The following is a 23,813-nucleotide window of genomic DNA, read 5'->3' on the forward strand; positions in this document are numbered from 1 at the left end:
CGCGATCGAACCGCGTGAGCGGGCGCGTTAGCGCCAGGGCAGCGCGGTGGCAAGCAAGGTGCAAACAGCCTGCATTGCCACCGCATCGTTGGCGTCCGACGCTGAATGCCCGAACTCTCACGAGCTCGATCACAGACCTTTCGCCGCTTCGGGGATCAGCGTTTCAATGCGCGGTGGCGTTCGCCACCGGCGTGTGCGGCGGAGCAGCGGCCAGTTCATCCGCCTCGGTCCACTCGATTGCCACGATCTTCTCGGTCAGTGCGCGGGCGAGCACTTCGTCGACATGGCTGACGGGTATGATCTCCAGCCCATCTTTCACATTTGCGGGGATTTCCGCCAGATCCTTGGCGTTTTCCTCGGGGATCAGCACCGTCGTGATGCCGCCACGCAGGGCTGCCAGCAGCTTCTCCTTGAGGCCGCCAATCGGAAGAACCCGCCCACGCAGGGTGACCTCACCGGTCATGGCAACGTCCTTGCGAACCGGAATGCCGCTCAAGGTCGAAATGATCGCGGTCACCATACCGACACCAGCGCTCGGCCCGTCCTTGGGCACGGCACCCTCGGGCAAGTGGACGTGGATGTCCTTGCGATTGAACACCGAAGGCTTGACGCCATAGGCTGGCGACCGCGCCTTGACGAAGCTGAAGGCGGTCTGGATCGATTCACCCATCACCTCGCCCAGCTTACCCGTAGCCTTGATCTGGCCCTTCCCCGGCACCGTGACCGACTCGATGGTCAGCAGTTCTCCGCCAACCTCCGTCCAGGCGAGGCCGGTGACCGCACCCACCTGATGTTCCTCTTCGGAGATACCATGGCGGAATTTGCGCACACCGGCATAGTCCGCAAGATTTTCGGGCGTCACCGTGACCGTGGTCAGCTTGCCTTCGAGGATCTGTCGCAACGACTTGCGAGCCAGACGCGCGATCTCGCGCTCGAGCGTACGCACGCCAGCTTCACGGGTGTAGTAGCGGATCAGATCGCGCAGCGCCTGGTTCTCAAGAATAAACTCGCCATCCTTGAGGCCGTGCTGCTCGACTTGCTTGGCGACAAGATGCCGCTCGGCGATCTCGACCTTCTCATCCTCGGTATAACCTTCGAGGCGGATGATCTCCATGCGATCAAGCAGAGCCTGAGGCAGGTTCAGCGAGTTCGCAGTACATACGAACATCACGTCCGACAGATCGTAGTCGAGCTCGAGATAATGATCCTGGAACTTCGCGTTCTGCTCAGGATCCAGAACCTCGAGCAGCGCCGAAGCCGGATCGCCGCGAAAATCCTGGCCCAGCTTGTCGATTTCGTCGAGCAGGAACAGCGGATTGGACCGACCGGCCTTCTTGAGATTGGTGATGATCTTGCCCGGCAACGAACCGATGTAGGTCCGGCGATGGCCGCGGATCTCGGCCTCGTCGCGCACGCCGCCCAACGACTGGCGGATGAACTCGCGTCCGGTCGCCTTGGCGATCGAACGACCCAGCGATGTCTTGCCGACGCCCGGAGGCCCAACGAGGCAGAGAATGGGTCCCTTGAGCCGGTTGGTCCGTGCCTGCACCGCAAGATACTCGATGATGCGGTCCTTGACCTTGTCGAGCGCATAGTGGTCCTCGTCGAGGACGGCCTGCGCTTCCGAGATATCGCGCTTGAGCTTGCTCTTCTTGCCCCAGGGCAGACCAAGCAGCACGTCGAGGTAATTGCGGATGACCGTCGCCTCGGCGCTCATCGGCTGCATGCCCTTGAGCTTCTTGAGCTCCGAGGTCGCCTTTTCGCGCGCTTCCTTGGAAAGCTTGGTCGTCTGGATCTTCTCGGCCAGTTCGGCGATCTCGTTGCCGTCTTCGCCGTCACCGCCGCCAAGTTCGGACTGGATCGCCTTGAGCTGTTCGTTGAGGTAGTACTCGCGCTGAGTCTTCTCCATCTGGCGCTTCACGCGTCCGCGGATCTTGCGCTCCACCTGCAGCACGCCAAGCTCACCCTCCATGAAAGCGAACACCATCTCGAGCCGCTTCAGGGGATCGAATTCGGCCAGCACCGCCTGCTTGTCGGAAACCTTTGCCGACAGTTGCGCCGCCACAGTGTCGGACAGCTTGGCCGGATCCTCGATATCGCCCAGGGTTTCGCCCGCATCGGTCGACAGCTTCTTGTTGAGCTTGGCGTACTCGCCGAACTGCTCAACGACCTGCCGCATCATCGCGGACACCTCGGTGCCCGAAGCGCCGACCGGCTCCACCTTCTCGACCTGCGCAACCAGCATTTCGCCCTCGGGGGTCGTTTCGGCGCGCAGGCTCTCGATGCGCGCACGCTCCTGTCCTTCGACGAGCACGCGAACGGTCCCATCCGGAAGCTTGAGCAGTTGCAAAACGGTGGCGATCACGCCCGTGTCGTAGAGATCGTCACGTTCGGGATCATTGCAGCCAGGATCGAGCTGTGCGAGCAGGAAGATGTCCTTGCCGCCAGCCATCGCGGCTTCGAGCGCGGCTACCGACTTCTCGCGTCCGACGAAAAGCGGCACGACCATGCCGGGAAAGACCACGATATCGCGCAAGGGAAGCAGGGGGAGTAGGTTCACAGGCTTTTCCATATCTGTAGAGCGCATGCTGACGCCCTGTCGGTACTATCCGACGTTCTTCCTGAATATGGTATCCACGCACACAGACGCAATGCCGCACCGCGTCATCTTGTGGATGCATGACAGGCGGTGGATTGCGCGGTCATACCGACCACCGGTGCGGCCGCGCTCGCGGACGCCCGCGCCTCCCCCGGAAAGCCCCGCAATCAGAACGGGAGCTTGAACCCCGGCGGCAAGCCCATGCCCTGCTGCGCCTTGGCCATCTCCTCGCCGGCGACGCCGTCCGCCTTGGCGCGGGCATCGTTGTAGGCGGCGGCGACCAGGTCCTCGAGGATCTGCTTCTCGGACGGCTGCAGCAGGCTATCGTCGATCGTCACGCCGATGACGCGGCCTTTTGCCGAGCAGCGGATCTTCACCAACCCGCCGCCGGACAGTCCTTCGACCTCGAGCGAGTCGAGTTTGCCTTGTGTCTCGGTCATCTGCTTCTGGATGGTCTCGGCAGCGGCCTGGGCTGCCTGGATCATTTCTTCCATCGACTTCATCTTAGCGTCTCCAATTGCGGTTGCCGCCGGCTGTCGCCGCTTGGCGGTCATCCTCGATCAATTCGGCTCCGGGGAAGGCCGCCAGCGTGGCGGCGATCATCGGAGATGCCCGCAGAGCGTCGGCCGCGGCTTGTCGATTGGCCTCTTCCTGCTCGACGAGCGTCGGTACGGCGCCCTCGGCCTCGGAGCCCGTCATCTTTTCGACCTGCCAGGGCTCGCCGGTGGTCTTCGTCAGCGCAGCCCGAAGGGCAACGGAAATATCCTCGCGAAATTGCGGGGGCTGAGCATAACGCAAGCGTCCGGCGACCAGATCGACCACGCGAACCTGCATCCGCATCGTACTAGCGATCGCCAGACCGGCTATTTGCTCGACGCGATCGACCAGCGCCGGCCAGGGCAGCGAGGGTCGGCTCGCCACAGGCGCGGATGCGGCGCCGCCCTCGCCCATCGAAACCAGCGGGCCAGTCGGTCGAGCCGCAAGCTCCTCGAGCTTTCGCGCCAGCATACCCGGATCGGGCAGATCCGCGGCATGCATCACGCGCAGCAAGGCCATCTGCGCCGCGACCAGCGGATCTGGCGCCGACTTAACTTCCTCGTGACCTTTCAGCAGCAACTGCCAAAGGCGATGCAATTGTCCAGCGCCCAGTGCCTTCGCCCATCCCTCCAGCGCCTCGCGTTCCTCGCTTGACGGGGCATCGGCCGCATCGCCGCTGACTTGCGCGACGGTGATCCGGTGCGTCAGCGTCATCACCCCACGCATGAGCGCGATCGGCTCGACGCCCAGCGCGAATTGCTGCGCCACGCGGCTCAGCAGGCCGGGCCCGTCACCCGCGAGAATCGCATCGAGCAAGCCGCGCTGCGCGCTCTTGTCGGCAAGCCCGAGCATGTCGCGCACACGCGCCGCTTCGACCATGCCGTCACCATCGAGGTCGGCGTGCGCGATCGCCTGGTCTAGGATCGAAAGGCCGTCGCGCACCGATCCTTCGGCGGCGGCGGCGACCATGGCCAGCGCTTCCTGCTCGGCCGTAACACCTTCGTGGGCGCAGATCGTCGCGAAGTGTTCCGCCAGCATTGCCGACGGAATGCGCCGCAGATCGAACCGCTGACACCGCGACAGCACGGTCACAGGCAGCTTGTCCACTTCGGTGGTGGCGAACAGGAACTTCACGTGCGGCGGCGGTTCCTCCAGCGTCTTGAGCAACGCGTTGAAGGCGTTGCGCGACAGCATGTGAACTTCGTCGATGATGTAGATCTTGTAGCGCGCGGTCACGGCGGCATAGCGCACGGCCTCGATGATCTCACGCACGTCGTCGACGCCGGTGTGACTGGCGGCGTCCATCTCGATCACGTCGATATGGCGACCTTCGGCAATCGCGGTGCACGGCTCGCAAGTGCCGCAAGGGTCGATCGTGGCGCCCCCCTTGCCATCCGGCCCGATGCAGTTGAGCGCCTTGGCGATAAGGCGGGCGGTCGACGTCTTGCCGACACCACGCACGCCCGTCATCAGGAAGGCATGGGCAAGCCGGTCCCGCTTGATCGCATTGGCCAGGGTGCGCACCATCGCTTCTTGGCCGATCAGCTGTGCGAACGTTTGCGGCCGATACTTGCGGGCCAATACGCGATAGGCTTGCGCGGAAGCGGCTGCGGGCGGCGTCAGGTCAACTGGAACACTCGGCTCGGCAACACGGGAAGGTGCCGCCACAGGGGCAGGCCCGCCGAACATCGACGACTGACCCGCCGCCTCCAGCTCTGCCGGAGATGGCATGTCGTCTTCGCCATCAGCCGCCCAGGGGGGCGTATCGCCGAACATGTCTCCAGAATCGTCAGTCATGACCCACAAGGTAGGCGGTGCACGCATGAAAGTCGAATGGCCGATCCCGATGTCTTGCGCGTTTCATGCCGCTGATCCAAGCGCGATGGACCAACGGCGCAAAGTAGAACGAAACGATGAGCGACAAGATCAAGGCCGGGCGCTTTACCGCTCGTCACGCCGGGCCGGTGACGGTCTTCGTCATCGGCATGCGCATCAATCGGCTGCTGCGGGCCGACAAGTGGCTACCTGTCGCCAAGGCAATGGGCCCGATGATCACAGAATTATCGAGATCACGCGAAAGCGGGTTTCTTGGCGCGGAGACCATGCTGGCCAGTCTGCGTACCTTGGTGATGCTGCAGTACTGGCGCGACTTCGAATGCCTGGAGAGCTACGCGAGGGACCGCGATCAGAGCCATTGGCCGGCATGGGTCGCGTTCAACAAGGCCGTAGGCGGAAATGGCGCCGTCGGCATCTTCCACGAGACCTATGTGGTTCAGGCCGATCGCTACGAGACGATCTACGCCAACATGCCGCCATTCGGCCTGGGACGGATCTCGGGACTACAACCCGCCACGGGTTCGCGCGAAGCGGCACGATCGCGCATGACCGGCAAGGATGATGGAGAATAAAGGAGCCGGGCGACCCGCCGCAATCCGTTGTGGCTGCTTCCTTCCGGACCTGACCAGGTTGGCGAACGCAAACGTCCACCCGACTCCCGGCGGCGCATATGGCGGGTCAGATCCGGATTGTCCAGACCGCTTCGCCCGAAGCGATCAGCGAAAGTTGTCCGCGTAAGCCTGGATCTTGAGGCGCCGGGGCGGCGTGGCATGCACGACCGCGTCGATCCCGTAGCGCTCCGCATAGGCCAGCGCTTCTTCCTTGGTGGGAAACTTCAGCGTCACCTGCTGCTGGGTATCGCCCGACCCGGCCCAACCCATCAGCGGATCCGGCTTCTTTGCTTCGATGGCGGCAAACTCGAGGATCCACTGATCGACGAGAGCCTTGCCCGATTGCATGGCGTTCTTGGGGCGCTGATGGATGCTTGCACTCATGCCCCTGCTTTGCCCCGGAATGATCCCGAAAATCAAGCGCCCACTGCGTCGACAGACTATGAAGATCGCTTCTGGGCCTCGAAGGCGTTGCGAGTCTTCAGGCTGGGATCTTCGCGCCAGGGTTCGTCTGGCCAGCGGTGGCGCGGATAACGCCCTCTCATGTCGCGCTGCACATCGCGCCAGGAACCACGCCAGAAACCCGGCAGGTCGCGCGTGGTCTGGATCGGACGACCCGGCGGCGACGTCAGCTTGAGCAGCAACGGCTGCGCGGGGTTGCCGAAGCTGGGATGCCGATCGAGCCCGAAGAGCGCCTGCACGCGGACCTCCACACTAGGGCCGCCTTCGTCCTCGTAATCGATCGCATGACGCGTTCCTGCCGGACTTTCGAATTCGGGTGGAGCGAGACGGTCCAGGCGTTGCTGATCCTCCCAGTTCAGCCGGTTGCGCAACGCAGCGTGTAACGCCGCCCGGTCGATCATGTCGATGCGACGATGCACCAGCGGTCCCAACCAGTCATCCAGATCGGCCAAAAGATTTTCCTCTCCCAGCGCGTCCAATCCAGCGTAGCGCGCTCGGCGAAGCAGGGCTTGTGAACTTTGGCCGAACGGCACAAGGTCCAACCCCCTGGCGCGAACGCGATCGAGCAGGAACGACCGGACAGCCGCAGGATCCGGCTCCGGATCTGGCCCCGTCGCCAGCGTTATCGCGCCCAGGCGCCGCTCCAGCCGAGCCTCGACCCTGGCATCATCGTCATTCCAGCGCAGGATGGATCGACGCTCGGCCCGATGCGCCAGCCACCGCTCCACCTCTGCCGACGTAAGCGTGAGTCCCGAAAGAATGCGAGCGCCCTTCGCCTGCCCTTGCGCATCGCCGATGACGATCCACTCACTGGACGCAAGCGGAGACGTCGGATCGAGGACGTACCCGCGGCCCGCGGCGGACTGCCAGCCTTCGCCGGAGGGATCGCGTCGGCGAGCGACCATGTCAGGGTAACCGAGCGCCAGCAACACGCCGGCCGGCACCTCGCCACCATGTCTCGCGTCAGCCGCAGCTGCAATTCGGGAAACCAATTTCCTGGCTCGCCGGGCCCACCCTTCGGCCAGTTTGCGTAATGCCTCCGAACGAGAAGAACGCTCCGTCGCCCATCGCGAAAGCCGCTGCGCCAGATCGTCGCTGCGCCCGCCCAATCCCTTTTCCTGCAGCAACAGCGCCAAGCGAGCCGCCGTTTCGGCCTCGTCCATACGGGCGCCCTGCAGGATCATGGCCGCTTGCGAAGGGTCCATAGGCAACGCCGCCATCGCCTTTCCCCAATCGGTAATCTGCCAGGATTGAGCCCCCTCACGATGCTCCAAAGCGCCCAGTTCGCACAGCTTGGTGCGTGCCGCCGCCAGCGCGGCGGGCGGCGGCGGATCGAGCCATGCCAGTTCACCCGGTTCGCCACTGCCCCATTGCGCAAGCGCGAGGGTAAGCGGTGCCAGATCAGAGGTCTCGATTTCGGGCGGATCGAAAGCGGGACGGCCCGGGTGCGCGGCCTCTTCCCACAGGCGGTATGCGGCACCCGGACCCTGGCGCGCGGCGCGCCCGGCGCGTTGAGCCGCGGCGGCTCGACTTGCGCGATGGGTGACGAGGCGGGTCACGCCCGCGGCACGATCGAACTCCGCCCGGCGCGACAGCCCGGCATCGACCACGACGCTGACACCGTCCAGCGTCAGCGAAGTCTCGGCGATCGCCGTCGCCAGGACGATGCGCCGCCGGCCTTCGGGATCGCGTCGGATGGCAGCGCGCTGCGCCGCCGGCTCGCATTGGCCGTGAAGCGGCAGGACCAGCGCGGTGGGCAGACGTTCGGCCAGCAAGCGCTCGAGCCGGCCGATTTGAGCCACTCCAGGCAGGAACGCGAGGATGTCGCCCGCCTCGGCGCGCCACGCGGTCATGATCGCCGCCGCCATCGCTTCGTCAATCCGTTTTTCGGGCGCGGCGCCAAGCCAGTGAACGGTCAGCGGATGCGCTCTGCCCTCGCTTTCAATCACCGGAGCATGGCCCAGCAATCGTGCAAAGCGGGCACCATCGATGGTTGCCGACATGATGCATAGGCGTAAGTCCGGCCGCAAGACCTCGCGGCATTCCAGCGCCAGCGCCAACCCGAGATCGGAGTCGAGATGCCGCTCATGCGCTTCGTCGAACAACACCGCCGAGATGTTCGCGAGTTCGGGATCGTCCAGGATCGTCGCGACGAAGATCGCCTCTGTCATCACCACCACGCGCGTACGGCTGGACCTGCGGGTGTCGAGTCGCGTCACATAGCCGATCGTCTCGCCCGCGGCCTCGCCAAGGCTTTCGGCCATGCGCTCCGCCGCTGCGCGGGCCGCGACCCGACGTGGTGACAAAAGGATCACCATCCCCTCGCACCAACCCTGCGAAAGCAGCGCGGGTGCGACTGCGGTCGTCTTACCCGCACCTGGCGGGGCGATCAGGACAGCCGCGCCGACGTCCGCGAGTGCGGTCAATATGCGTGGCAAGACGGCTTGGATCGGAAGGTCGTTCACGCATCTCCAGTACCGCAGACGAGATACCCACACCACCTCGCCTTCGCGACGGCAAGCATCCCTCCGCCTATCTGAAGCGCCAACACTTTTCGTCTAACGTCAAAAAGATAGAGGGCCTCGCGGATGCCTGCACGGCTTCTCGCCACCAATCGCCGCAGCTTCGTGCGACATTCGTCGTTTTGGATACGTTCGGCTGCAACCTATTGCCTCAGCCACGGTTAGCGCTCCCGAACTGCAACGCGATCGGAGCAAACATCATGGCAGCTGCAAAGGAACTTGCGACCTTCAGTATCGTCCGCAAGGGCGAGGATTATCGCATCACCATCGAAGACGCGAACGGTGACACGGTCGACTACACGGCAGATTATGAAGTGCTGGACGTGATCTCGGAGGCGATCGAGGAAGCCCTCGACAGCGACGAGGAAGAAGCCTTGGGCGTCGACGAAGACGAAGAAGAGGAGCAGTAAGCTCCGCTTGGACGACCCCACACGGCAGATGCCGGTGGGGTAGTTCGATGCTCAATATCGCCGTGCGACGGCGAACAGGGCAGCGCGGACCATGGCATCGCGAGCGGCACCGCTGGGAAAGCCGGCAATCGCATCTATCGCTCGCTGAACGTAGTGGCGCGCGCGTTCACGCGTTGCCACGACGCAGCCGTGGCGGTTGATCAGCGTTATCGCATATGCAAGATCCTCGTCCTCAGTGCGGAACCCGGCGATCGCATCCTGCCAAAACTTGCGTTCATCGGACGATCCGCGCGCGTAGGCTAGTATCACCGGCAGGGTCATCTTGCCTTCGCGGAAGTCGTCGCCCTTTCCCTTACCGCTTTCCTCCGCCTCGGAATCATAATCGATCGCATCGTCGACAAGCTGGAACGCGATGCCGAGATTGCGTCCATACGCGTCGAGCGCCAGTTCCTCGGCTTCGCTTTTCTCGGCGACGACCGCAGCGATCCGCGTGGCTGCTGCGAACAAGGCAGCCGTCTTCGAACCGATGATGGAAAGATAGCGTTCCTCGCTAGTGTCGATATGCCGCTGGGCGACCAGTTGATCGACTTCACCCTCGGCGATCACCGACGAGGCCTTCGACAGAATCTTCAGAACCTTGAGGCTGCCGTCTTCGACCATCAGTTCGAAGGCGCGGGTAAACAGGAAATCGCCCACCAGCACCGTGGCGGGATTGCCGAACACGATGTTCGCCGCTGCCTTTCCACGGCGCAAGTCCGAGCCATCCACAACATCATCGTGGAGCAGTGTCGCGGTGTGGATAAACTCGACCGCGGCCGCCAGCTTGTGGTGGCGCGTGCCCTGGTAACCACACAACTCTGCACCTGCGACCGTCAACATCGGACGCAGCCGCTTGCCGCCCCCCGAGATCAGATGCCCTGCCAGGGCCGGTATCAACGGCACCTCGCTTTGCATCCGGTCCAGGATCACGGCATTGACGCTGTTCATGCCATGCGCCGTCAGCGCGAGCATGGGCGACAGCGAGGGTTCTGCTTCGCGCGAACGAAGCGGTACGACATCGGCGCTCATCGCATCAAGCCATGCCGGGTGCGGCGGCGCAAGGCAAGCGCAAAGCCGCCAGTGGAATTGCCCGTACGACCATGCTAGCGGATCGCCGCATGAGCGAGCCTTTCAACCCTACCGAAACACCTGCGATCGATCCCGTGCTCGCCGGCTATCGCGCCAGCATTGACAATATCGACGCCGCGCTGATCCACATGCTGGCCGAACGCTTTCGTATCACCAAGGCGGTCGGTACCTACAAGGCGCAGAGCCACCTGCCCGCCTCCGACCCAAGCCGTGAAGAACGCCAGATCGCGCGGTTGCGCAAACTGGCCGAGGATGCCCAGCTCGATCCCGATTTCGGCGAGAAGTTCGTCCGGTTCATAATCGACGAGGTGATCCGCCATCACGAGCGCGCGAAGGCAGCTGGATAGCGCGGGGTCAAGCCACGGCTCGCGGCAGCTTGAGCTTGACCAGGAGGCCGCCCAGATCCTCGCTCTCGCCAAGTTCGACACTACCACCGTAGATCTCGGCGACATCGCGCACGATCGCCAGGCCCAGACCGGTTCCAGGCTTCCCCGTATCCAGTCTCGCCCCGCGATCGAAGATTCGCGTGCGTTCCGCCGCCGGGATACCCAGTCCGTCATCCTCAACCCAGATTTCGCACCAGCGGGAATCCTTGGTCTCGTCGACCGTGACGAAGACGCTTCCGCCACCATACTTCGCGGCGTTTTCGATTACGTTGCCCAGCAGTTCTTCCAGATCCTGCTTTTCCAGCGCGACCATCGCGTCGTGATTGCCAGCCAGATCGAAGCGTGTCCCTGCGTAAAGCCGCTCGACCGCGCGAAGAACGGCTTCGAGGCTGAACCATACGCCCGCTCGTGAGAGGCCCGCAGCACGTCGGCCTACGGCACGGGCGCGCGCCAGATGATGATCGACCTGTCGTCGCATCACCGCGGCCTCGCGGATGACCGTGTCACCAAGGTCGGGTGCCCGCGCCGTCGCCGCGTTCATCACCACCGTAAGCGGCGTCTTGAGCGCATGGGCAAGGTTTCCCGCATGCGTTCTCGCTTCCTGCGCCTGGCGGTCGGTATGCTCCAGTAGCGCGTTCAGCTCCTCGACCAGAGGCTGGACCTCCTGTGGCAAAGGCTCGGTCAGTTGCGCAGCACCGGTCGTGCGCAGTCGCCTTATCGCACGGCGCACGTGGCGCATCGGGAAGAGCCCGTACCAGGTCTGCATTCCCGCCATCGCCAGCAAGCCCAGGCCAAGGCCAAGGAAACTGTAGAACAGGATCGAACGGATGTCCTTGATCTGCTCGTTCAGATCCTCACGACTGGCGGCGACGGTGAACATCCACTGGGTCTTGCTGCCTGGCAGAATGATCGACCGCTCCATGACCCGAAGCGGCTCGCCCTCGAACTGGTCGCTATCGTAGAAGTGCGGCTGCGCATCGAAGTGGTTGAGCGGCACCTGAAGACTGCGATCCCACAGCGAGCGCGATGGGAAATCCTCATGCCCGCTGCCACGGATTTGCCAGTACAACCCGCTATTCGGTTCGAGGAAACGCTGATCTCCCAAGGGGCGATTGAAGAAAACCTCACCATCCGGTCCGATCTCGGCCGAGCCAATCATGCCGGTCAGGATGTAACCCAACTGATCGTCGAAACTTCGCGTGACTTGTGAAGTCAGGGTGCGGTCAAGCAGCAAACCGCCACCCAGCAGAAGGATCGAAATCCAGCCCGCCGCGATCAGCATCATGCGCCGGGCGAGCGAACCGGTTCCCGGAACACGCCGACGCCGACGCTTTCGCTGGCGATCCAGTTCCCCGCTTTCGACTGGGTTCGCCTCAGCCTCTGGGCTGGTCGGCAGGGTCATCGAGACTATAGCCAAGTCCACGAATGGTCGTGATCACGTCAGCGCCAAGCTTCTTGCGAATGCGCGTAACAAAAACCTCGATCGTGTTGGAATCGCGATCGAAATCCTGATCGTAGATGTGCTCGATCAGCTCGGTGCGGCTTACCACCTTGCCCTTGTGATGCATTAGATACGCGAGAAGTTTGTACTCCTGGGCGGTCATCTTCACGGGTTCACCGGCCAGCGTCACGCGGCCCGAGCGCGTGTCCAGGCGCACATCGCCTGCCGTCAGCTCGCTCGAAGTATTGCCGGAAGCACGGCGGATCAACGCACGCAGCCGAGCGATCAATTCTTCGGTCTGGAATGGCTTGGCAAGGTAATCGTCCGCACCAGCATCCAGGCCGGCGACCTTGTCAGACCAGCTATCGCGGGCGGTGAGCACCAGAACCGGGAAGTTGCGGCCCTCCTTGCGCCACATGCCGAGCACCGTAAGCCCATCGATCTCCGGCAACCCGAGATCGAGGATGACCGCGTCATACTCCTCGGTCGAGCCCATGAAGTGCCCGTCCTCGCCGTCAGTAGACAGATCGATGGCGTAACCATTCTGCTCCAGCGTGTTCTTAAGCTGGTTGCCGAGCGTGGGTTCATCCTCGACGATCAGGATGCGCAAAATGGTGTCTCCCTCAGGTTCGGCAATCAGATGGGCCGAGTGCGCGAAATGGTCAAGAAAGCCCACGGTTCCGTCACCTCATCAGTCAGGCTATCGCGTGCGGCCGATGATCCGGCCAGACCGCGCATCGACATCGACGAAGACGACCTTTCCGTCATGGATGAACTTCAGGCGATAGGCCATTGCCGCCGCATCGTATTCGGGTCCAAGATACTGCATGCCGGACATCTGTGGCAGAACGATCTGCTCTATTTCGCGTGTCGAGCGGACGGTTCCTGCTCGCCTCTCACGCCGCAACTGCCCTTGTTCACTGACCTGGTCAGCCTGCGCCGGAAGCGGAAAAAAGCTCGCAGCGCCAAAGGTTAGCGCGAGACCATGGAGGATTTGTTGTCTTTTCATGTCGAAGCGACCTTTGTGGCGCGGCCCTTGAACAAGCCGTGAATACGGCAGAAACATGGCAACATGTGGCGCAGCGGCCACACTACCCTTGCCAGGGCGGGCATGCAGCCGCTAGGGCGCGACGATGGCTACTGCACCGATCCTCAGCTGGGAAGGCCTGGGCCTGATCCAGGGCTCTGGCTGGCTTTTTCAAAACCTCGACCTGAGCATCGCTCCACGCGATCGGCTGGCGCTCATCGGACGAAACGGCGCGGGCAAGACAACCTTGCTCAAGCTGATCGCCGGGCAAGTCGAGGCGGATCGCGGTACGCGTTCGGTTCAGCCAGGAACCAAGATCATCACGCTGGAACAGGATCCCTTTTTCAGCGGATATGAAACCCTGCTCGACTTCACGCTGTCGGGGGACGATGCGCCGCCCCAATTCGAGATCGAAGCCATCGCCGATCAACTCGGGATCGACCTGTCGCGCGCGGCTGACAGCGCCTCCGGAGGAGAGCGTCGACGGGCCGCACTGTGCCGGGCTCTGGCATCCGAACCCGACTTGCTGCTGCTCGACGAGCCGACCAACCACCTCGACCTTGCAGCGATCGAATGGCTCGAAAGCTGGCTGCAACGCTATAACGGCGCCTTCGTGGTCATCAGCCATGACCGCACCTTCCTGACTCGGCTCACTCGTTCGACCTTCTGGCTCGATCGTGGCGGACTAAGGCGCAAGGACGTCGGCTTCGGCGGATATGAAGCCTGGGAGGAGCAAGTGCTGGCCGAGGATGCGCGCGCGGCCGACAAGATGGACGCCAAGCTCAAGATCGAGGCACATTGGCTCGAGCGCGGCGTGACCGCCCGGCGCAAGCGCAATCAGGGGCGCCTCGCCAAGCTTTGGGAGATGCGCGCCGCCCGTGCCGCGATGATGAACCCGCAGGGCGCGGCCAAGCTCAAGATCGAGGCCGACGGCAGCAAGACGAAGTCAGTGATCGTCGCCGAGCACGTCACCAAGCGTTTCGAGAAGCCCGACGGCAGCGGACTTCGCACCGTCATCAAGGATTTCAACTTGCGCATCCAGCGGGGGGATCGCATCGGCCTGGTTGGCGCGAACGGTTCGGGCAAGTCCACCCTCCTCAAGATCCTCACCGGTGAGCTTGAACCCGACGAGGGCAAGATCTCGCTCGCCAAGACGCTGCAGGCGACCGTCATCGATCAGCAGCGCAGCCTGCTCAGTCCCGAAAAGACGCTGCGTGACGTCATCGCCGAAGGTGGCGACTGGATCGACGTTCGTGGTGTGCGCAAGCACGTGCAAGGCTATCTCAAGGAATTCCTGTTCGACCCCGGTATGGTCGAGGCGAAAGTCGGGACGCTTTCGGGCGGAGAGCGGTCAAGGCTGCTGTTGGCACGCGAGTTTGCCCGGTTGTCGAATCTGTTGGTACTGGATGAACCTACCAACGACCTCGATCTGGAAACGCTCGACCTGCTGCAGGAGGTCATCGCCGATTACGAGGGTACCGTGCTGATCGTCAGCCATGATCGCGACTTTCTGGACAGGACGGTGAACGTGACGCTCGGCCTCGATGGGACGGGCCATGTCGACGTGATCGCCGGCGGCTATGCGGATTGGGAAACGAAGCGCCGGCAACGCACCCAATCCGGCAAGACGAGCAAGGCCAAGGAAGAAGCCGCCCCGCAAGCGCAACCTTCACCCACAAAGGTCAAGCTGACGTACAAGGATCAGCGCGACTACGAGTTGCTCCCAAAGCGGATCGAGGAGTTCGACGCTGCCATCGCTCGCGATGAAATAGCGATGGCCGACCCGGCACTTTACGTCCGTGATCCCGCAAAATTCGCCGCCTTGACCGCGACCGTCGCCAAAGCGCGTGCGGACAAGGACGCGGCTGAGGAACGCTGGCTCGAATTGGCGGCGCTGGTGGAGGGCTGAGCCCTCCCTCTGCACGCCGCAAGTCAGGCCCGCATGCGCTCGGCGATCCGCTCGTCGACACGCTTTTCCAGCAATTGCAAAGGCATCAGCCCTTCTTTGAGCACATCATGGAACCAGGCCAGCTCGAACTTGTCGCCTAGCTTGGTCTGAGCACGTTGACGAAGCTCGGTCCATTTGTTGTGCCCGATCTTGTAACTGCAGGCTTGTCCGGGCTGCGTGCAATAGCGCTCGACCTCGCGCTGGCTACGTCCGGCGGAAAAACCGACGGTCTCGACCAGGTATTGCGTCGCCTTCTCACGGCTCCACCGCTTGGAATGGATCCCGGTGTCCACCACCAGACGCGCCGCGCGGAACAGGAACGACTGCAGATATCCCGCCTTTTCCAATCCCGTGTAGCCACCCAGTTCGTCGGCCAATTGCTCGGCGTAGAGTGCCCAGCCTTCACCATAGGCGGAGATGAACAGGCTTCGCAGAAGCAGCGGAACCTCCCCGCTGCTGGCGGCATAGCCAAGCTGGAGGTGATGGCCCGGGATGCCTTCGTGATACGTCAAAGACGGTAGCTGATACTTCGGCCAGTCGGCCGTATCCTTGAGGTTGATCCAGTAGATTGCCGGCCGTGAACCATCGAGCGGTGCCCGATAATAATACCCGTTGGAGGCACCATCCTGGATCTCGGGTGGCACGCGGCGGATCTCCAGCGGTTGATCGGGAATGCTGTTGAACGCCTTGGGCAACCGCCCTTTCATCGCTTCGACACCCTGGTTGAGGCTTGCGATCATCGCGGTGCGGCCGGCATCGGTTTTCGCGTAAAGCTGTTCGGGCGCAGCGTTCAGTGCGGCCAGGCGCTGTCCGACATTCGCCCCCTTGTATCCGGCGGCGTCGAGCATGGTGGTAAGCTGGGCGCCGATTTCAGCCACTTGCCTCAGGCCAATCTGGTGCACGTCTTCCGGCGATATGTCGGTCGTAACGCTGTCCTTGAGCGCGGCGGCGTAGATCGCATCGCCATCCTTGAGCCGCCAGACACCATCACCCGCCGGTGTGCTTGTGCGCAACTCCGTCAGCAGGGCGATCTGGCGATCGAGGGCGGGATAGACCTCGCTTTCGAGAATCTTCGCCGCGCGCATCGACCAGTCCCCCGGAATGCTCTGTTCCCGCGTGCGTCGGACCAGCGACTCGACCAGCGTACTCTGCGTAGCGGGCACATGACGGAGCTGGCGCAGCTGGCCGAGCGTCAGGTCGAGCGACCAGCCCGGCGCGACCACGCCACGTGGTGCCATCGCCCGCTGGTACCTAGTGTCGTCATCCAGCGCACCGCGGAAGGCCGACAAGCGAGCCAGATACGCGTCCGCGTCCGCGGTGGTCTCGATCGTGTGGCGACTGTTGAGGAAATCCGGGACACTGAAATAGGCGCCGCCTTGCTGGAACAAGCGGTAGGGCCGACGGATCGAATCGAGACCGAACGTTTCCGGCACCAACCGCTGACCGATGACATAAAGCGCCACTTCGCGTTGCAGGCGGGATGTCTGGTTCAAGCTGGCGGGTGAGATCGCTTGCAGCTGCGCCAATGACTTGCGATCCTGGGCCGTACGCTTGGCTTGGCCCGCCGCGCTATTGTCATCGAGCCGGGATTTGAGCGCGGCCCGATCGCCTTTGTCGAAGCCACGTTCGGTTGCCGTTTCCGGTTCCAGATCGACATCCGAGAAGAATATCTCGTCCATTACCACCTTGAGGCGTGCATCTGCGGGCGATTGCGCCATGGCCATGCCGGGTCGCAAGGATGCGAATGCCAGTGCGGCGCTGCTGGTTGTGATAAATTCGCGGCGATGCATGGTGCTGCTCCCGTTACTCAGTTGGGCAACGTAAGCGATTGATAGGCAACGAGGCAAGCCGCCTTCGGTCGGTGGGCCATGCCGTGGGTTGCCACGGTGACTTGCCAAACCAGGCGCGATGTACGAGAGCGCTAAACCAGAACGGTTAGAGGACGCGAGGCACCAATGATCAACCGCATCCGCGACATTCGCGCGCAGAAGAGCATGACCTTGGCGCAAGTGGCTGCGGCGTGCGATCCGCCGACCACGGCGCAGACAATAGGTCGCCTCGAAACCGGCATGCGCAACCTCTCACTCATATGGATGAACCGGATCGCAGCTGCTCTTGGTGTCGAGCCAGAGGTTCTGCTGCGTAGCGAGACTGCTGGAGAGCCACGGATCACTGCGGTGCTGAGCGCCGGTGGCATAAGCGCGCCGACCGGATCGGGTGACGCGTTGCTGCCTACCGCACTTTCTGGCGACGGTATGTTGCGCGTGATCGCAGTCGAAGCCGCGAGCGGCGACTATCGCCCCGGAGACCAGATCTGGCTGCGCGAGGCCACCGTCGACCAGGCTGCGCGCGCCATCAATCGGGATGTGCTGGTCCTCCAAGACGGCGGTCGGTTCGTGTTTGGAAAGCTGGTGCATCACGACCGGGACGGGATCGCGCTGCTCCCGCCGGGTGGTAGCCAGCAGGTCAAGATCGCCGCTACCGACTGGCTGGCGGTCGCCGAGATGCTGGTGCGGAAACTCTGATCGAGTGCGCGTTCTTTCGATTGCGACCCTCTTCCCCACCCCGGTAAGGCCGGGCTTCGGCATCTTCGTCGGCAACCAGATGCGCAATGTGACGGCGCGCGAGGACGTCGATCTTACGATGATCAGTCCGATCGGGACACCGCCATGGCCGCTTTCGCTCAAGAAGCCCTACGCGAGCTTGAGGACGATCCCACCCGAGAGCGACGTGGCGGGTTTGCCGGTGCACTACCCGCGCTTTACGCTGATCCCGAAGCTGGGGGGAGACAGCAATCCAAAGCGGATCGCCGCAGCCATCATGCCGATGGCGCGTCGGCTGCATGCGGAGCGACCGTTCGATCTGGTCGATGCGCAATTCTTCTTCCCCGATGGTCCGGCTGCCGCGATCGTTGCCGATGGACTGGGATTGCCGCTGACGATCAAGTCGCGCGGCGCCGACATCCATTACTGGGGTGCCCGACGCAAGGCGCTCGGCCAGATGCTGCGCGCAGCCTCGCGGGCCAGCGGCCTGCTTGCGGTCAGCGCAGCGCTGCGCGAAGACATGATCGCGCTTGGAATGCCGGCCGAACGCATCCGGGTGCACTACACCGGCCTGGATCGTACGCGATTCAAACCGATGCCCCGCGTCGATGCCCGTCGGCAAGTGACCGCCGCGTTGGGACTGACGATTGCTGGCGACGCGCACCTTCTGGTGACGCCAGGCGCGCTGATTCCTCGCAAGGGACAGCGGCTGGTGATCGACGCCTTGGCCGCCTTACCCATGACGATCCTCGCTCTTGCGGGAACAGGCGAGGACGAAGCCGCGCTGCGCGATCACGCGCGCAGGCTCGGCCTTGAAGATCGTGTTCGTTTCCTGGGGCAGGTGGGCCACGATAACCTGCCTGCGCTGATGTCTGCTGCCGATGTGCTCGTGCTGCCGTCCGCCAGTGAGGGCCTCGCCAACGTATGGGTCGAGGCGTTGGCCTGCGGTACCCCGATCGTAGTACCTGATATCGGCGGTGCCGGCGAAATCGTGCGAACCGCCAGCGCCGGGCGCATCGTCGTTCGCGAAGCCGCCGCCATCGCGAACGCCATTCGCGAGATATTTGCCGACCCGCCGCCACCCGACGACGTGGCACAGAACGTAGCGCGGTTCAGCTGGGCCGAAAACGCCGCGAGCCTCGTGGCGTTCTGGCGCGATGTGATCGCCGAATAGTCTGACCTTGCAACTCGCGCTGCGGCGCCGATCAGCGCTTGCCGCCCTGCTCGCGGGTCAGGCGGTCCTGCTTGTCGGTCGCACTCTCGTTGGCGACGAAGCTGCTCGAACTCACGCCCAACCAGATGAGGATCGGCGCCGCCATATAGATCGAGCTGTAGGTGCCGACAAAGATACCCAGCGTGATTGCCGCGGTCATGCCGAACAGGCTTTCGGGGCCGAAGAGCAACAACGGGATCAACGCGATCAGCAGCGATGCCGAGGTCATGACGGTACGCGCCAAGGTCTCGTTCACCGACATGTCGAGCAACTCTGGCAGCGGCATGCGGCGATACTTCTTCAGATCCTCGCGGATACGATCATAGACGACGATGGTATCGTTGAGCGAGTAGCCGACCAACGCAAGAATTGCGGCGATGATCTGTAGGCTGAACTCCATCTGGAACAGCGCGAACATGCCCATCGTCAGTGATACGTCATGCACCAGCGATAGCAGCGCACCGACACCGAACTGCCATTCGAAGCGAATCCAGATGTAGATCGCGACCGCGATCATCGACGCGAGCAAGGCGTAGAGCGCCTTGTCGCGAAACTCGCTCGATACCTTGCCCGAGACCGTGTCGATGCCGTCGATGCGGACATCGGGATAAGCCTTGCGTACGCTGCCGATGATACGGTTGCTGATCTGCTCGGCGGCTGCGGGGTTGCCTTCGGCGCTTTCGGGCAGCTTGGTGCGGATCGAGACTTCGTTGTCCTTGCCGAAGCGCTGGATGACCGGATCGCCGTAGCCCAGCGCGCCAACCAGATCACGAAGCTCGCTGACCGGTGCTTGTGTCTGCCTGGTGAAGGTGGCGCTGATCTCCTGTCCACCGGCGAAATCGACGCCATAGTTCAGGCCCTTGGTGAACACGAGCGTCCAGCTTGCGATCACTAGGATGGCGCTGACGACATAGAATGGCACCCGCCACTTTAGGAAGTGGATGTTGGTGTTTTCGGGAACGAGCTTGAGCAATTTCATGTGTCTCGTCCCTCAGACGTTCAGCTCGGTCGGCCGCTTCTTGCGCAGCCAGTCGGCAACCCACATGCGGGTCAGGGTGACGCCGGTGAAGACGCTGGTGAACAGGCCGATGATCAGCACGACGGCGAAGCCACGGACCGGCCCGGTACCGAAGATGAACAGCAACACGCCGGCGATCGCGTTGGTTACGTTGGCGTCATAGATGGCGCGACTGGCTTCCTTGTAGCCATTCTCGACCGAGGCGACGACCCGCCTGCCCTTCTTGCGCTCCTCACGCATGCGTTCGTATATGAGTACGTTGGCGTCCACCGCCGCGCCGATCGTCAGCACGAAGCCGGCGATACCCGGAAGCGTTAACGTCGTGTTGATCAAGGCCATGATGCCAAGGATCATCAGCACGTTGATGACCAGCGCCACCGTGGCGTAGATGCCGAAGCGGCCATAGACCAGGATCATGACCAGCATGACCAGGAACGATCCGATCGCCATCGCGACCAGACCCTTGTGAATCGAATCGGCGCCCAGATCGGGCCCGACGGTACGCTCTTCGACGACGGCGAGATCCACCGGCAGCGCACCCGATCGCAAGGCGATGGCGAGCTGGGTCGCCTCGGGCACGGTAAAGCTCCCGGAAATCTGCGCGCTTCCGCCCAGGATCGGCTCGTTGATGTTGGGTGCCGACAGCACCTTGTTATCAAGGATGATCGCGAAAGGCCGATTGACGTTCTCGCTCGTCAGCTTCGCGAACTTGGCGCCGCCCGCGCTATTGAACGTGATAGACACGACGGGCGAGTTGGTCTTCGGATCGAACGCCTGCTTGGCATCAGTAAGCTGGTCACCCTTGATCCCGCCCAAGCGCTTGACGGCCAACGCAGGCTGACCGCGACCTTCCTTGGCGTCGGCAAACGGCAGGATTTCGGATCCCGGAGGCGCGATGCCCTTCGCGACGTCATCCGGCATGGCCGACACGTCGACAAGCTTGAACTCGAGCTTCGCGGTCTGGCCGAGCAGCTTTTTAAGTGCGCTGGGATCCTGCAGCCCCGGTACCTGGACGACGATGCGCTCGTCACCCTGGCGCAGGATGGTCGGCTCGCGCGTACCAAGTGCGTCGATACGCTTGCGCACGACTTCGACGGCTGTATCCATCGCGTTCGTAACGGCCTGGCTGATCCCTGCAGCGGTAGGCGTAATGACAAAGCGGCTGCCATCGATGACCTGGATATCCCAGTCCCGCTGACCGGTCAGACCCGCCCCGGTGGTGAGCGGCATGATCGCTTCGCGCGTGGCATCGACCTGGCTGGAGTTCTGCAGCATGAACGACAGGCGGCCGTTCTGGCTTGAGATATCCCCGATCTGGATCGCCGGTTCCGCAGCCTTCAGTCGGCCACGAATCTGTTCCTCCATGCTTTCGAGCCGCTGCTGCGCGACCTGCCGCTTGTCCGCCTCGAGCAGAATATGGCTGCCGCCGGCGAGGTCGAGCCCGAGGTTGACCATCGGGCTGGGCAAGGCACGGGGCCAAGGCAGGCCGGCGATCGAGAACAGAGAGGGCAGCGCGGCGGCGATCGCGAATGCGGTCAGCCCCCAGTACCAGACCCGTTTCCAGGTGGGAAAATCAAGCATTGGTGGTTTTCTCGATCAATCGTTCGCGGGCTTGGCGCCAGCCGGCGGAATGACGTCGGCGATCGTCGACTTGAGCACCTTCACCTTCACGCCCTGCGCGATCTCGACATCGGCATATGTGTCGTCGGAGCGCACGACCTTGCCGATCAGGCCACCGCCGGTCAGCACCTCATCCCCCTTCTTGATCGCTTCAAGCTTCGCCTTCTGCGTCTTCTGCGCCTTCATCTGCGGACGCATGATGAGGAACCAGAAAATCAGACCCATCGCCACGAACGGCAGGTAGCTGAGCCAGACGGGTGGTGTCGCACCGGCACCGGCAGCGGCGAGCAGGGAAAGGACGGAGGTGTGCATGGGGGGCGGGACGCTTTCTAATCAGTGGTCTTGGCGTCACGGGCATCAGCTTTGCCGCACGATCGCAAACAGTATGAACAGCGCGCGCGGTTAGCAGTAACGCGACGCGCTGGCAACGCGAAGCGCTTGCACGGTGAAGCGCGCGAAATAAGGGTGCGACCATCCCGGCGCCTTCTTCATCCACCCTGCCCTCGTCGCACTTGCACTCGCCAGCGGGCTTGCCTATAGGCGCCGCTCCGGTCGGGACGTAGCGCAGCCTGGTAGCGCATCACACTGGGGGTGTGGGGGTCGGAGGTTCGAATCCTCTCGTCCCGACCAATGGAACGGCATCTTGCGATGCTTGCAAAAGGGCAGCGAAAGCTGTCCTTTTTTCATTCCCATGTGTTGGTCAGCACACCAAGCGCGCATTGCAAGATTTGCTTGGCGCCAATCCCTAGTACGCGCACCTCTATGCTGATCGAGAACGCGTGCGTGCTTTCGCGGCTTCGAGGCCGTAGTGATCGCCCGGCCCAGGTACACGCATGATGTCCCGCATGCGCCGCTACGCCGGCAGAGGCTCGGAGTGCGGAGCCAGTAGTACGCTCGATGCGGATCGTGATCGCGATCGATGCACTACCTCGGCACATGCTTGGTCGTTGCTGCCATCTCCCTGACGCAGCGACCCCGGTTGTTCAGCGCTGGATGGCGAGCCCAGCGCACCTCAACGTACGATCAGCGCGAGGACGATGACCAAATGTCCTCAGCTTGCGCCATCAAGTCGGAACCGGTCAGATCACGCCGAAGCAGCGCGCGCAATGTTCCACAAGCTCATAGCTGAGGGCCCGACCGTGCGGCGGGCGATGGGATCTCATTTCCTGCGCTGCATACAGACAACCCTGCTCGGGTGAGCTTACAACAGACTGCTGCGGGCGCTCGTCGGATGTCCCATCAAGGCATTATCGCGGCGCGTATTGCCGCATCGCGACTTCGCGGTTCGACCAGGCCCCGCCCGAAAGGCGCGACTCCTTGACGAGCGCCTTGCTTACCCGCTGTGCCAGGCTCGTGCTTGCGCCGATGCTTTCGCCCATCATCCGCTTCGAACCCTCGACGTCTTTCTCGAACAGCACCTCGCCGGTGGTGTTTTCGAGCCGGAGATCCGCTTGTATGAGCGTCTTTCCGGCGATCATACCCACGACCGGTATGGCGCCGCGGACGCCGGCATTGCCCTTTTTGTAACTTGTAATGTCGAGGGTGAGATTTAGCGCGTTGTCATCGGCGCGACTGTCGCCTTGGCGCCAGACATCGCTGAAGATGCCGCCTTTGTTCACTTCGACGATCATCGCCTCATAAGTGGCGGCGGTGAACGACGGGGGCATCAGCCCGTTCGCTCTGGGCAGCGCGATGGTCACCGCCCTGCGAGCGGATCGGCGGTGATCGCGCGTACGTGCGGCGGGCACCTGCGGAGCAGGATCCGCGTACATCTCTTCCAGCCTGGCGCTATCGCCTGGTTCCAGGTCGAGATCGGCGAAGGCGCGGATCACCGCTTCCTTGCTCGACTTCGGCAGCAGGATGACCGCTCCGTGGAGGGCATCGTCCTCATCGCGATAGAAGATCGTCAGCGTTTCCGCTCCAGGCCGGATCGCACTGTAGATCTGGCCTGCACCATTGGGGGCCAGGCTGGCCAAGACGCCGGTAGCGCCTCGCATCAGGGCCTTGGTGCTGTGATCCATGGCGAAGAAGCTGATCGCGTCTGCGGGAATGACGCTGTTCGATTTATCGTTCGCCAGTGTCAGCCCTTCCGCGCCGATCTCGAGCCGGCCCTTGCTGCCAGGCTTCATGCCATCGACGCCAATGATGTTGATCGCGTCTTCGACCACGACCGGCGCCATCTCGCGGTGGGTCACATGTCGCCGCCCCATGACGTCTATGCTTGCCTGAGCGAAAGCCGCGGGGGGGAACAGCGGCGATGTCAAAGCCAACGTCGCCGCCGACAAGGCGAGCGTTAAGCGGGGCAGAGAGTGGTGCTGGATAGTGGTCATAGAGCCTCAACATGTTTGGCTGGCCATCACGGCCGGCAAGTTGACTTCTCGAGATCGATGGGACGCGGCGTGTCGAAATGCCCGCTGTTCTATCTTCGACGTTTAGGTCCGCTCGATGGACGCGCGTGCGAGGATTCATGGAGGTTTGGTGGAGGCGTTATGATCTTCTCGGGCGAATCCCG

20 protein-coding genes, 1 tRNA gene and 1 other RNA gene are annotated in these 23,813 nt (G+C 63.0%); 7 read left to right on the plus strand and 15 right to left on the minus strand.

What is annotated here, in order from left to right; all coding sequences use genetic code 11:
- Positions 1–163 precede the first annotated feature (163 nt).
- The 3 genes from lon to ACXJ1Z_RS17380 form a co-directional block, all read right to left on the minus strand.
- A complete protein-coding gene (gene lon / locus ACXJ1Z_RS17370; protein ID WP_463778380.1) occupies positions 164–2,572 on the minus strand; it encodes an endopeptidase La in 2,409 nt (802 codons plus the stop codon).
- Positions 2,573–2,766: 194 nt separating this feature from the next.
- On the minus strand, positions 2,767–3,102 hold the full coding sequence (locus tag ACXJ1Z_RS17375; RefSeq protein ID WP_463778382.1) for a YbaB/EbfC family nucleoid-associated protein: 336 nt from the start codon (positions 3,100–3,102) through the stop codon (positions 2,767–2,769).
- 1 nt (position 3,103) lies between these two features.
- Entirely contained in the window at positions 3,104–4,933 is a 1,830-nt protein-coding gene (locus ACXJ1Z_RS17380; protein ID WP_463778383.1) for a DNA polymerase III subunit gamma/tau, read from the minus strand.
- 116 nt (positions 4,934–5,049) lie between these two features.
- Between ACXJ1Z_RS17380 and ACXJ1Z_RS17385 the strand changes: the two genes are divergently transcribed.
- Positions 5,050–5,544, plus strand: coding sequence for a DUF4188 domain-containing protein (locus ACXJ1Z_RS17385; protein WP_463778385.1), 495 nt, complete (start codon positions 5,050–5,052; stop codon positions 5,542–5,544).
- Here ACXJ1Z_RS17385 and ffs read toward each other — a convergent pair.
- From ffs to hrpB, 3 genes are all read right to left on the minus strand, one after another.
- Positions 5,540–5,634: signal recognition particle sRNA small type (gene ffs / locus ACXJ1Z_RS17390), an RNA gene on the minus strand. The two genes, ACXJ1Z_RS17385 and ffs, sit on opposite strands and share 5 nt — an antisense overlap.
- A 54-nt stretch (positions 5,635–5,688) precedes the next feature.
- On the minus strand, positions 5,689–5,967 hold the full coding sequence (locus ACXJ1Z_RS17395) for an ETC complex I subunit (protein ID WP_463778386.1): 279 nt from the start codon (positions 5,965–5,967) through the stop codon (positions 5,689–5,691).
- Positions 5,968–6,023: 56 nt separating this feature from the next.
- Positions 6,024–8,510, minus strand: a complete 2,487-nt coding sequence (hrpB, locus tag ACXJ1Z_RS17400; protein WP_463778388.1) for an ATP-dependent helicase HrpB — start codon at positions 8,508–8,510, stop codon at positions 6,024–6,026.
- Positions 8,511–8,767: 257 nt separating this feature from the next.
- Between hrpB and ACXJ1Z_RS17405 the strand changes: the two genes are divergently transcribed.
- On the plus strand, positions 8,768–8,977 hold the full coding sequence (locus tag ACXJ1Z_RS17405; RefSeq protein WP_463778389.1) for a hypothetical protein: 210 nt from the start codon (positions 8,768–8,770) through the stop codon (positions 8,975–8,977).
- A gap of 51 nt (positions 8,978–9,028) precedes the next feature.
- Here the strand turns inward: ACXJ1Z_RS17405 and ACXJ1Z_RS17410 are convergent, their stop codons facing one another.
- Positions 9,029–10,045, minus strand: a complete 1,017-nt coding sequence (locus tag ACXJ1Z_RS17410; protein WP_463778391.1) for a polyprenyl synthetase family protein — start codon at positions 10,043–10,045, stop codon at positions 9,029–9,031.
- Positions 10,046–10,134: 89 nt separating this feature from the next.
- Here ACXJ1Z_RS17410 and ACXJ1Z_RS17415 point away from each other — a divergent pair, with 89 nt between their 5' ends.
- Entirely contained in the window at positions 10,135–10,452 is a 318-nt protein-coding gene (locus ACXJ1Z_RS17415; protein ID WP_463778392.1) for a chorismate mutase, read from the plus strand.
- Positions 10,453–10,459: 7 nt separating this feature from the next.
- On the opposite strand, the gene ACXJ1Z_RS17420 is transcribed toward ACXJ1Z_RS17415, so the two are convergent.
- The 3 genes from ACXJ1Z_RS17420 to ACXJ1Z_RS17430 all read right to left on the minus strand — a co-directional run bounded on the left by ACXJ1Z_RS17420 (position 10,460) and on the right by ACXJ1Z_RS17430 (position 12,998).
- Complete coding sequence (locus tag ACXJ1Z_RS17420) at positions 10,460–11,893, minus strand: ATP-binding protein (RefSeq protein WP_463778393.1); 1,434 nt, start codon at positions 11,891–11,893, stop codon at positions 10,460–10,462.
- A complete protein-coding gene (locus ACXJ1Z_RS17425; protein ID WP_463781286.1) occupies positions 11,865–12,542 on the minus strand; it encodes a response regulator transcription factor in 678 nt (225 codons plus the stop codon). The genes ACXJ1Z_RS17420 and ACXJ1Z_RS17425 overlap by 29 nt, the downstream gene beginning before the upstream one ends.
- A gap of 90 nt (positions 12,543–12,632) precedes the next feature.
- Positions 12,633–12,998 carry a PepSY domain-containing protein gene (locus ACXJ1Z_RS17430; RefSeq protein ID WP_463778395.1) on the minus strand — a complete coding sequence of 122 codons (366 nt, stop codon included), beginning with the start codon at positions 12,996–12,998 and terminating at the stop codon, positions 12,633–12,635.
- 67 nt (positions 12,999–13,065) lie between these two features.
- Here ACXJ1Z_RS17430 and ACXJ1Z_RS17435 point away from each other — a divergent pair, with 67 nt between their 5' ends.
- On the plus strand, positions 13,066–14,868 hold the full coding sequence (locus ACXJ1Z_RS17435) for an ABC-F family ATP-binding cassette domain-containing protein (protein WP_463778397.1): 1,803 nt from the start codon (positions 13,066–13,068) through the stop codon (positions 14,866–14,868).
- Positions 14,869–14,891: 23 nt separating this feature from the next.
- On the opposite strand, the gene ACXJ1Z_RS17440 is transcribed toward ACXJ1Z_RS17435, so the two are convergent.
- Positions 14,892–16,697 (minus strand): DUF885 domain-containing protein, encoded by a 1,806-nt coding sequence (locus ACXJ1Z_RS17440; RefSeq protein ID WP_463778398.1) that lies wholly within the window; start codon positions 16,695–16,697, stop codon positions 14,892–14,894.
- A gap of 165 nt (positions 16,698–16,862) precedes the next feature.
- On the opposite strand from ACXJ1Z_RS17440, the gene ACXJ1Z_RS17445 reads away from it, so the two are divergent.
- Complete coding sequence (locus ACXJ1Z_RS17445) at positions 16,863–17,432, plus strand: helix-turn-helix transcriptional regulator (protein ID WP_463778399.1); 570 nt, start codon at positions 16,863–16,865, stop codon at positions 17,430–17,432.
- Between the two features lie 4 nt (positions 17,433–17,436).
- Entirely contained in the window at positions 17,437–18,624 is a 1,188-nt protein-coding gene (locus ACXJ1Z_RS17450; protein WP_463778400.1) for a glycosyltransferase, read from the plus strand.
- A 31-nt stretch (positions 18,625–18,655) separates the two neighbouring features.
- Here the strand turns inward: ACXJ1Z_RS17450 and secF are convergent, their stop codons facing one another.
- Genes secF through yajC form a run of 3 tightly spaced genes read right to left on the minus strand, consistent with a single transcriptional unit; the run spans position 18,656 to position 21,613 of the window.
- Positions 18,656–19,642, minus strand: coding sequence for a protein translocase subunit SecF (gene secF / locus ACXJ1Z_RS17455; protein ID WP_463778402.1), 987 nt, complete (start codon positions 19,640–19,642; stop codon positions 18,656–18,658).
- A gap of 12 nt (positions 19,643–19,654) precedes the next feature.
- Positions 19,655–21,262, minus strand: coding sequence for a protein translocase subunit SecD (gene secD, locus ACXJ1Z_RS17460; RefSeq protein WP_463778403.1), 1,608 nt, complete (start codon positions 21,260–21,262; stop codon positions 19,655–19,657).
- Positions 21,263–21,277: 15 nt separating this feature from the next.
- Entirely contained in the window at positions 21,278–21,613 is a 336-nt protein-coding gene (gene yajC, locus ACXJ1Z_RS17465; protein ID WP_463778405.1) for a preprotein translocase subunit YajC, read from the minus strand.
- A gap of 241 nt (positions 21,614–21,854) precedes the next feature.
- Here yajC and ACXJ1Z_RS17470 point away from each other — a divergent pair.
- A tRNA-Pro gene (locus tag ACXJ1Z_RS17470) sits at positions 21,855–21,931 on the plus strand.
- A gap of 617 nt (positions 21,932–22,548) precedes the next feature.
- On the opposite strand, the gene ACXJ1Z_RS17475 is transcribed toward ACXJ1Z_RS17470, so the two are convergent.
- Positions 22,549–23,496, minus strand: a complete 948-nt coding sequence (locus ACXJ1Z_RS17475) for a hypothetical protein (protein ID WP_463778407.1) — start codon at positions 23,494–23,496, stop codon at positions 22,549–22,551.
- Positions 23,497–23,813 lie beyond the last annotated feature (317 nt).

The sequence above is a fragment of the Novosphingobium sp. TK46 genome (assembly GCF_055361525.1).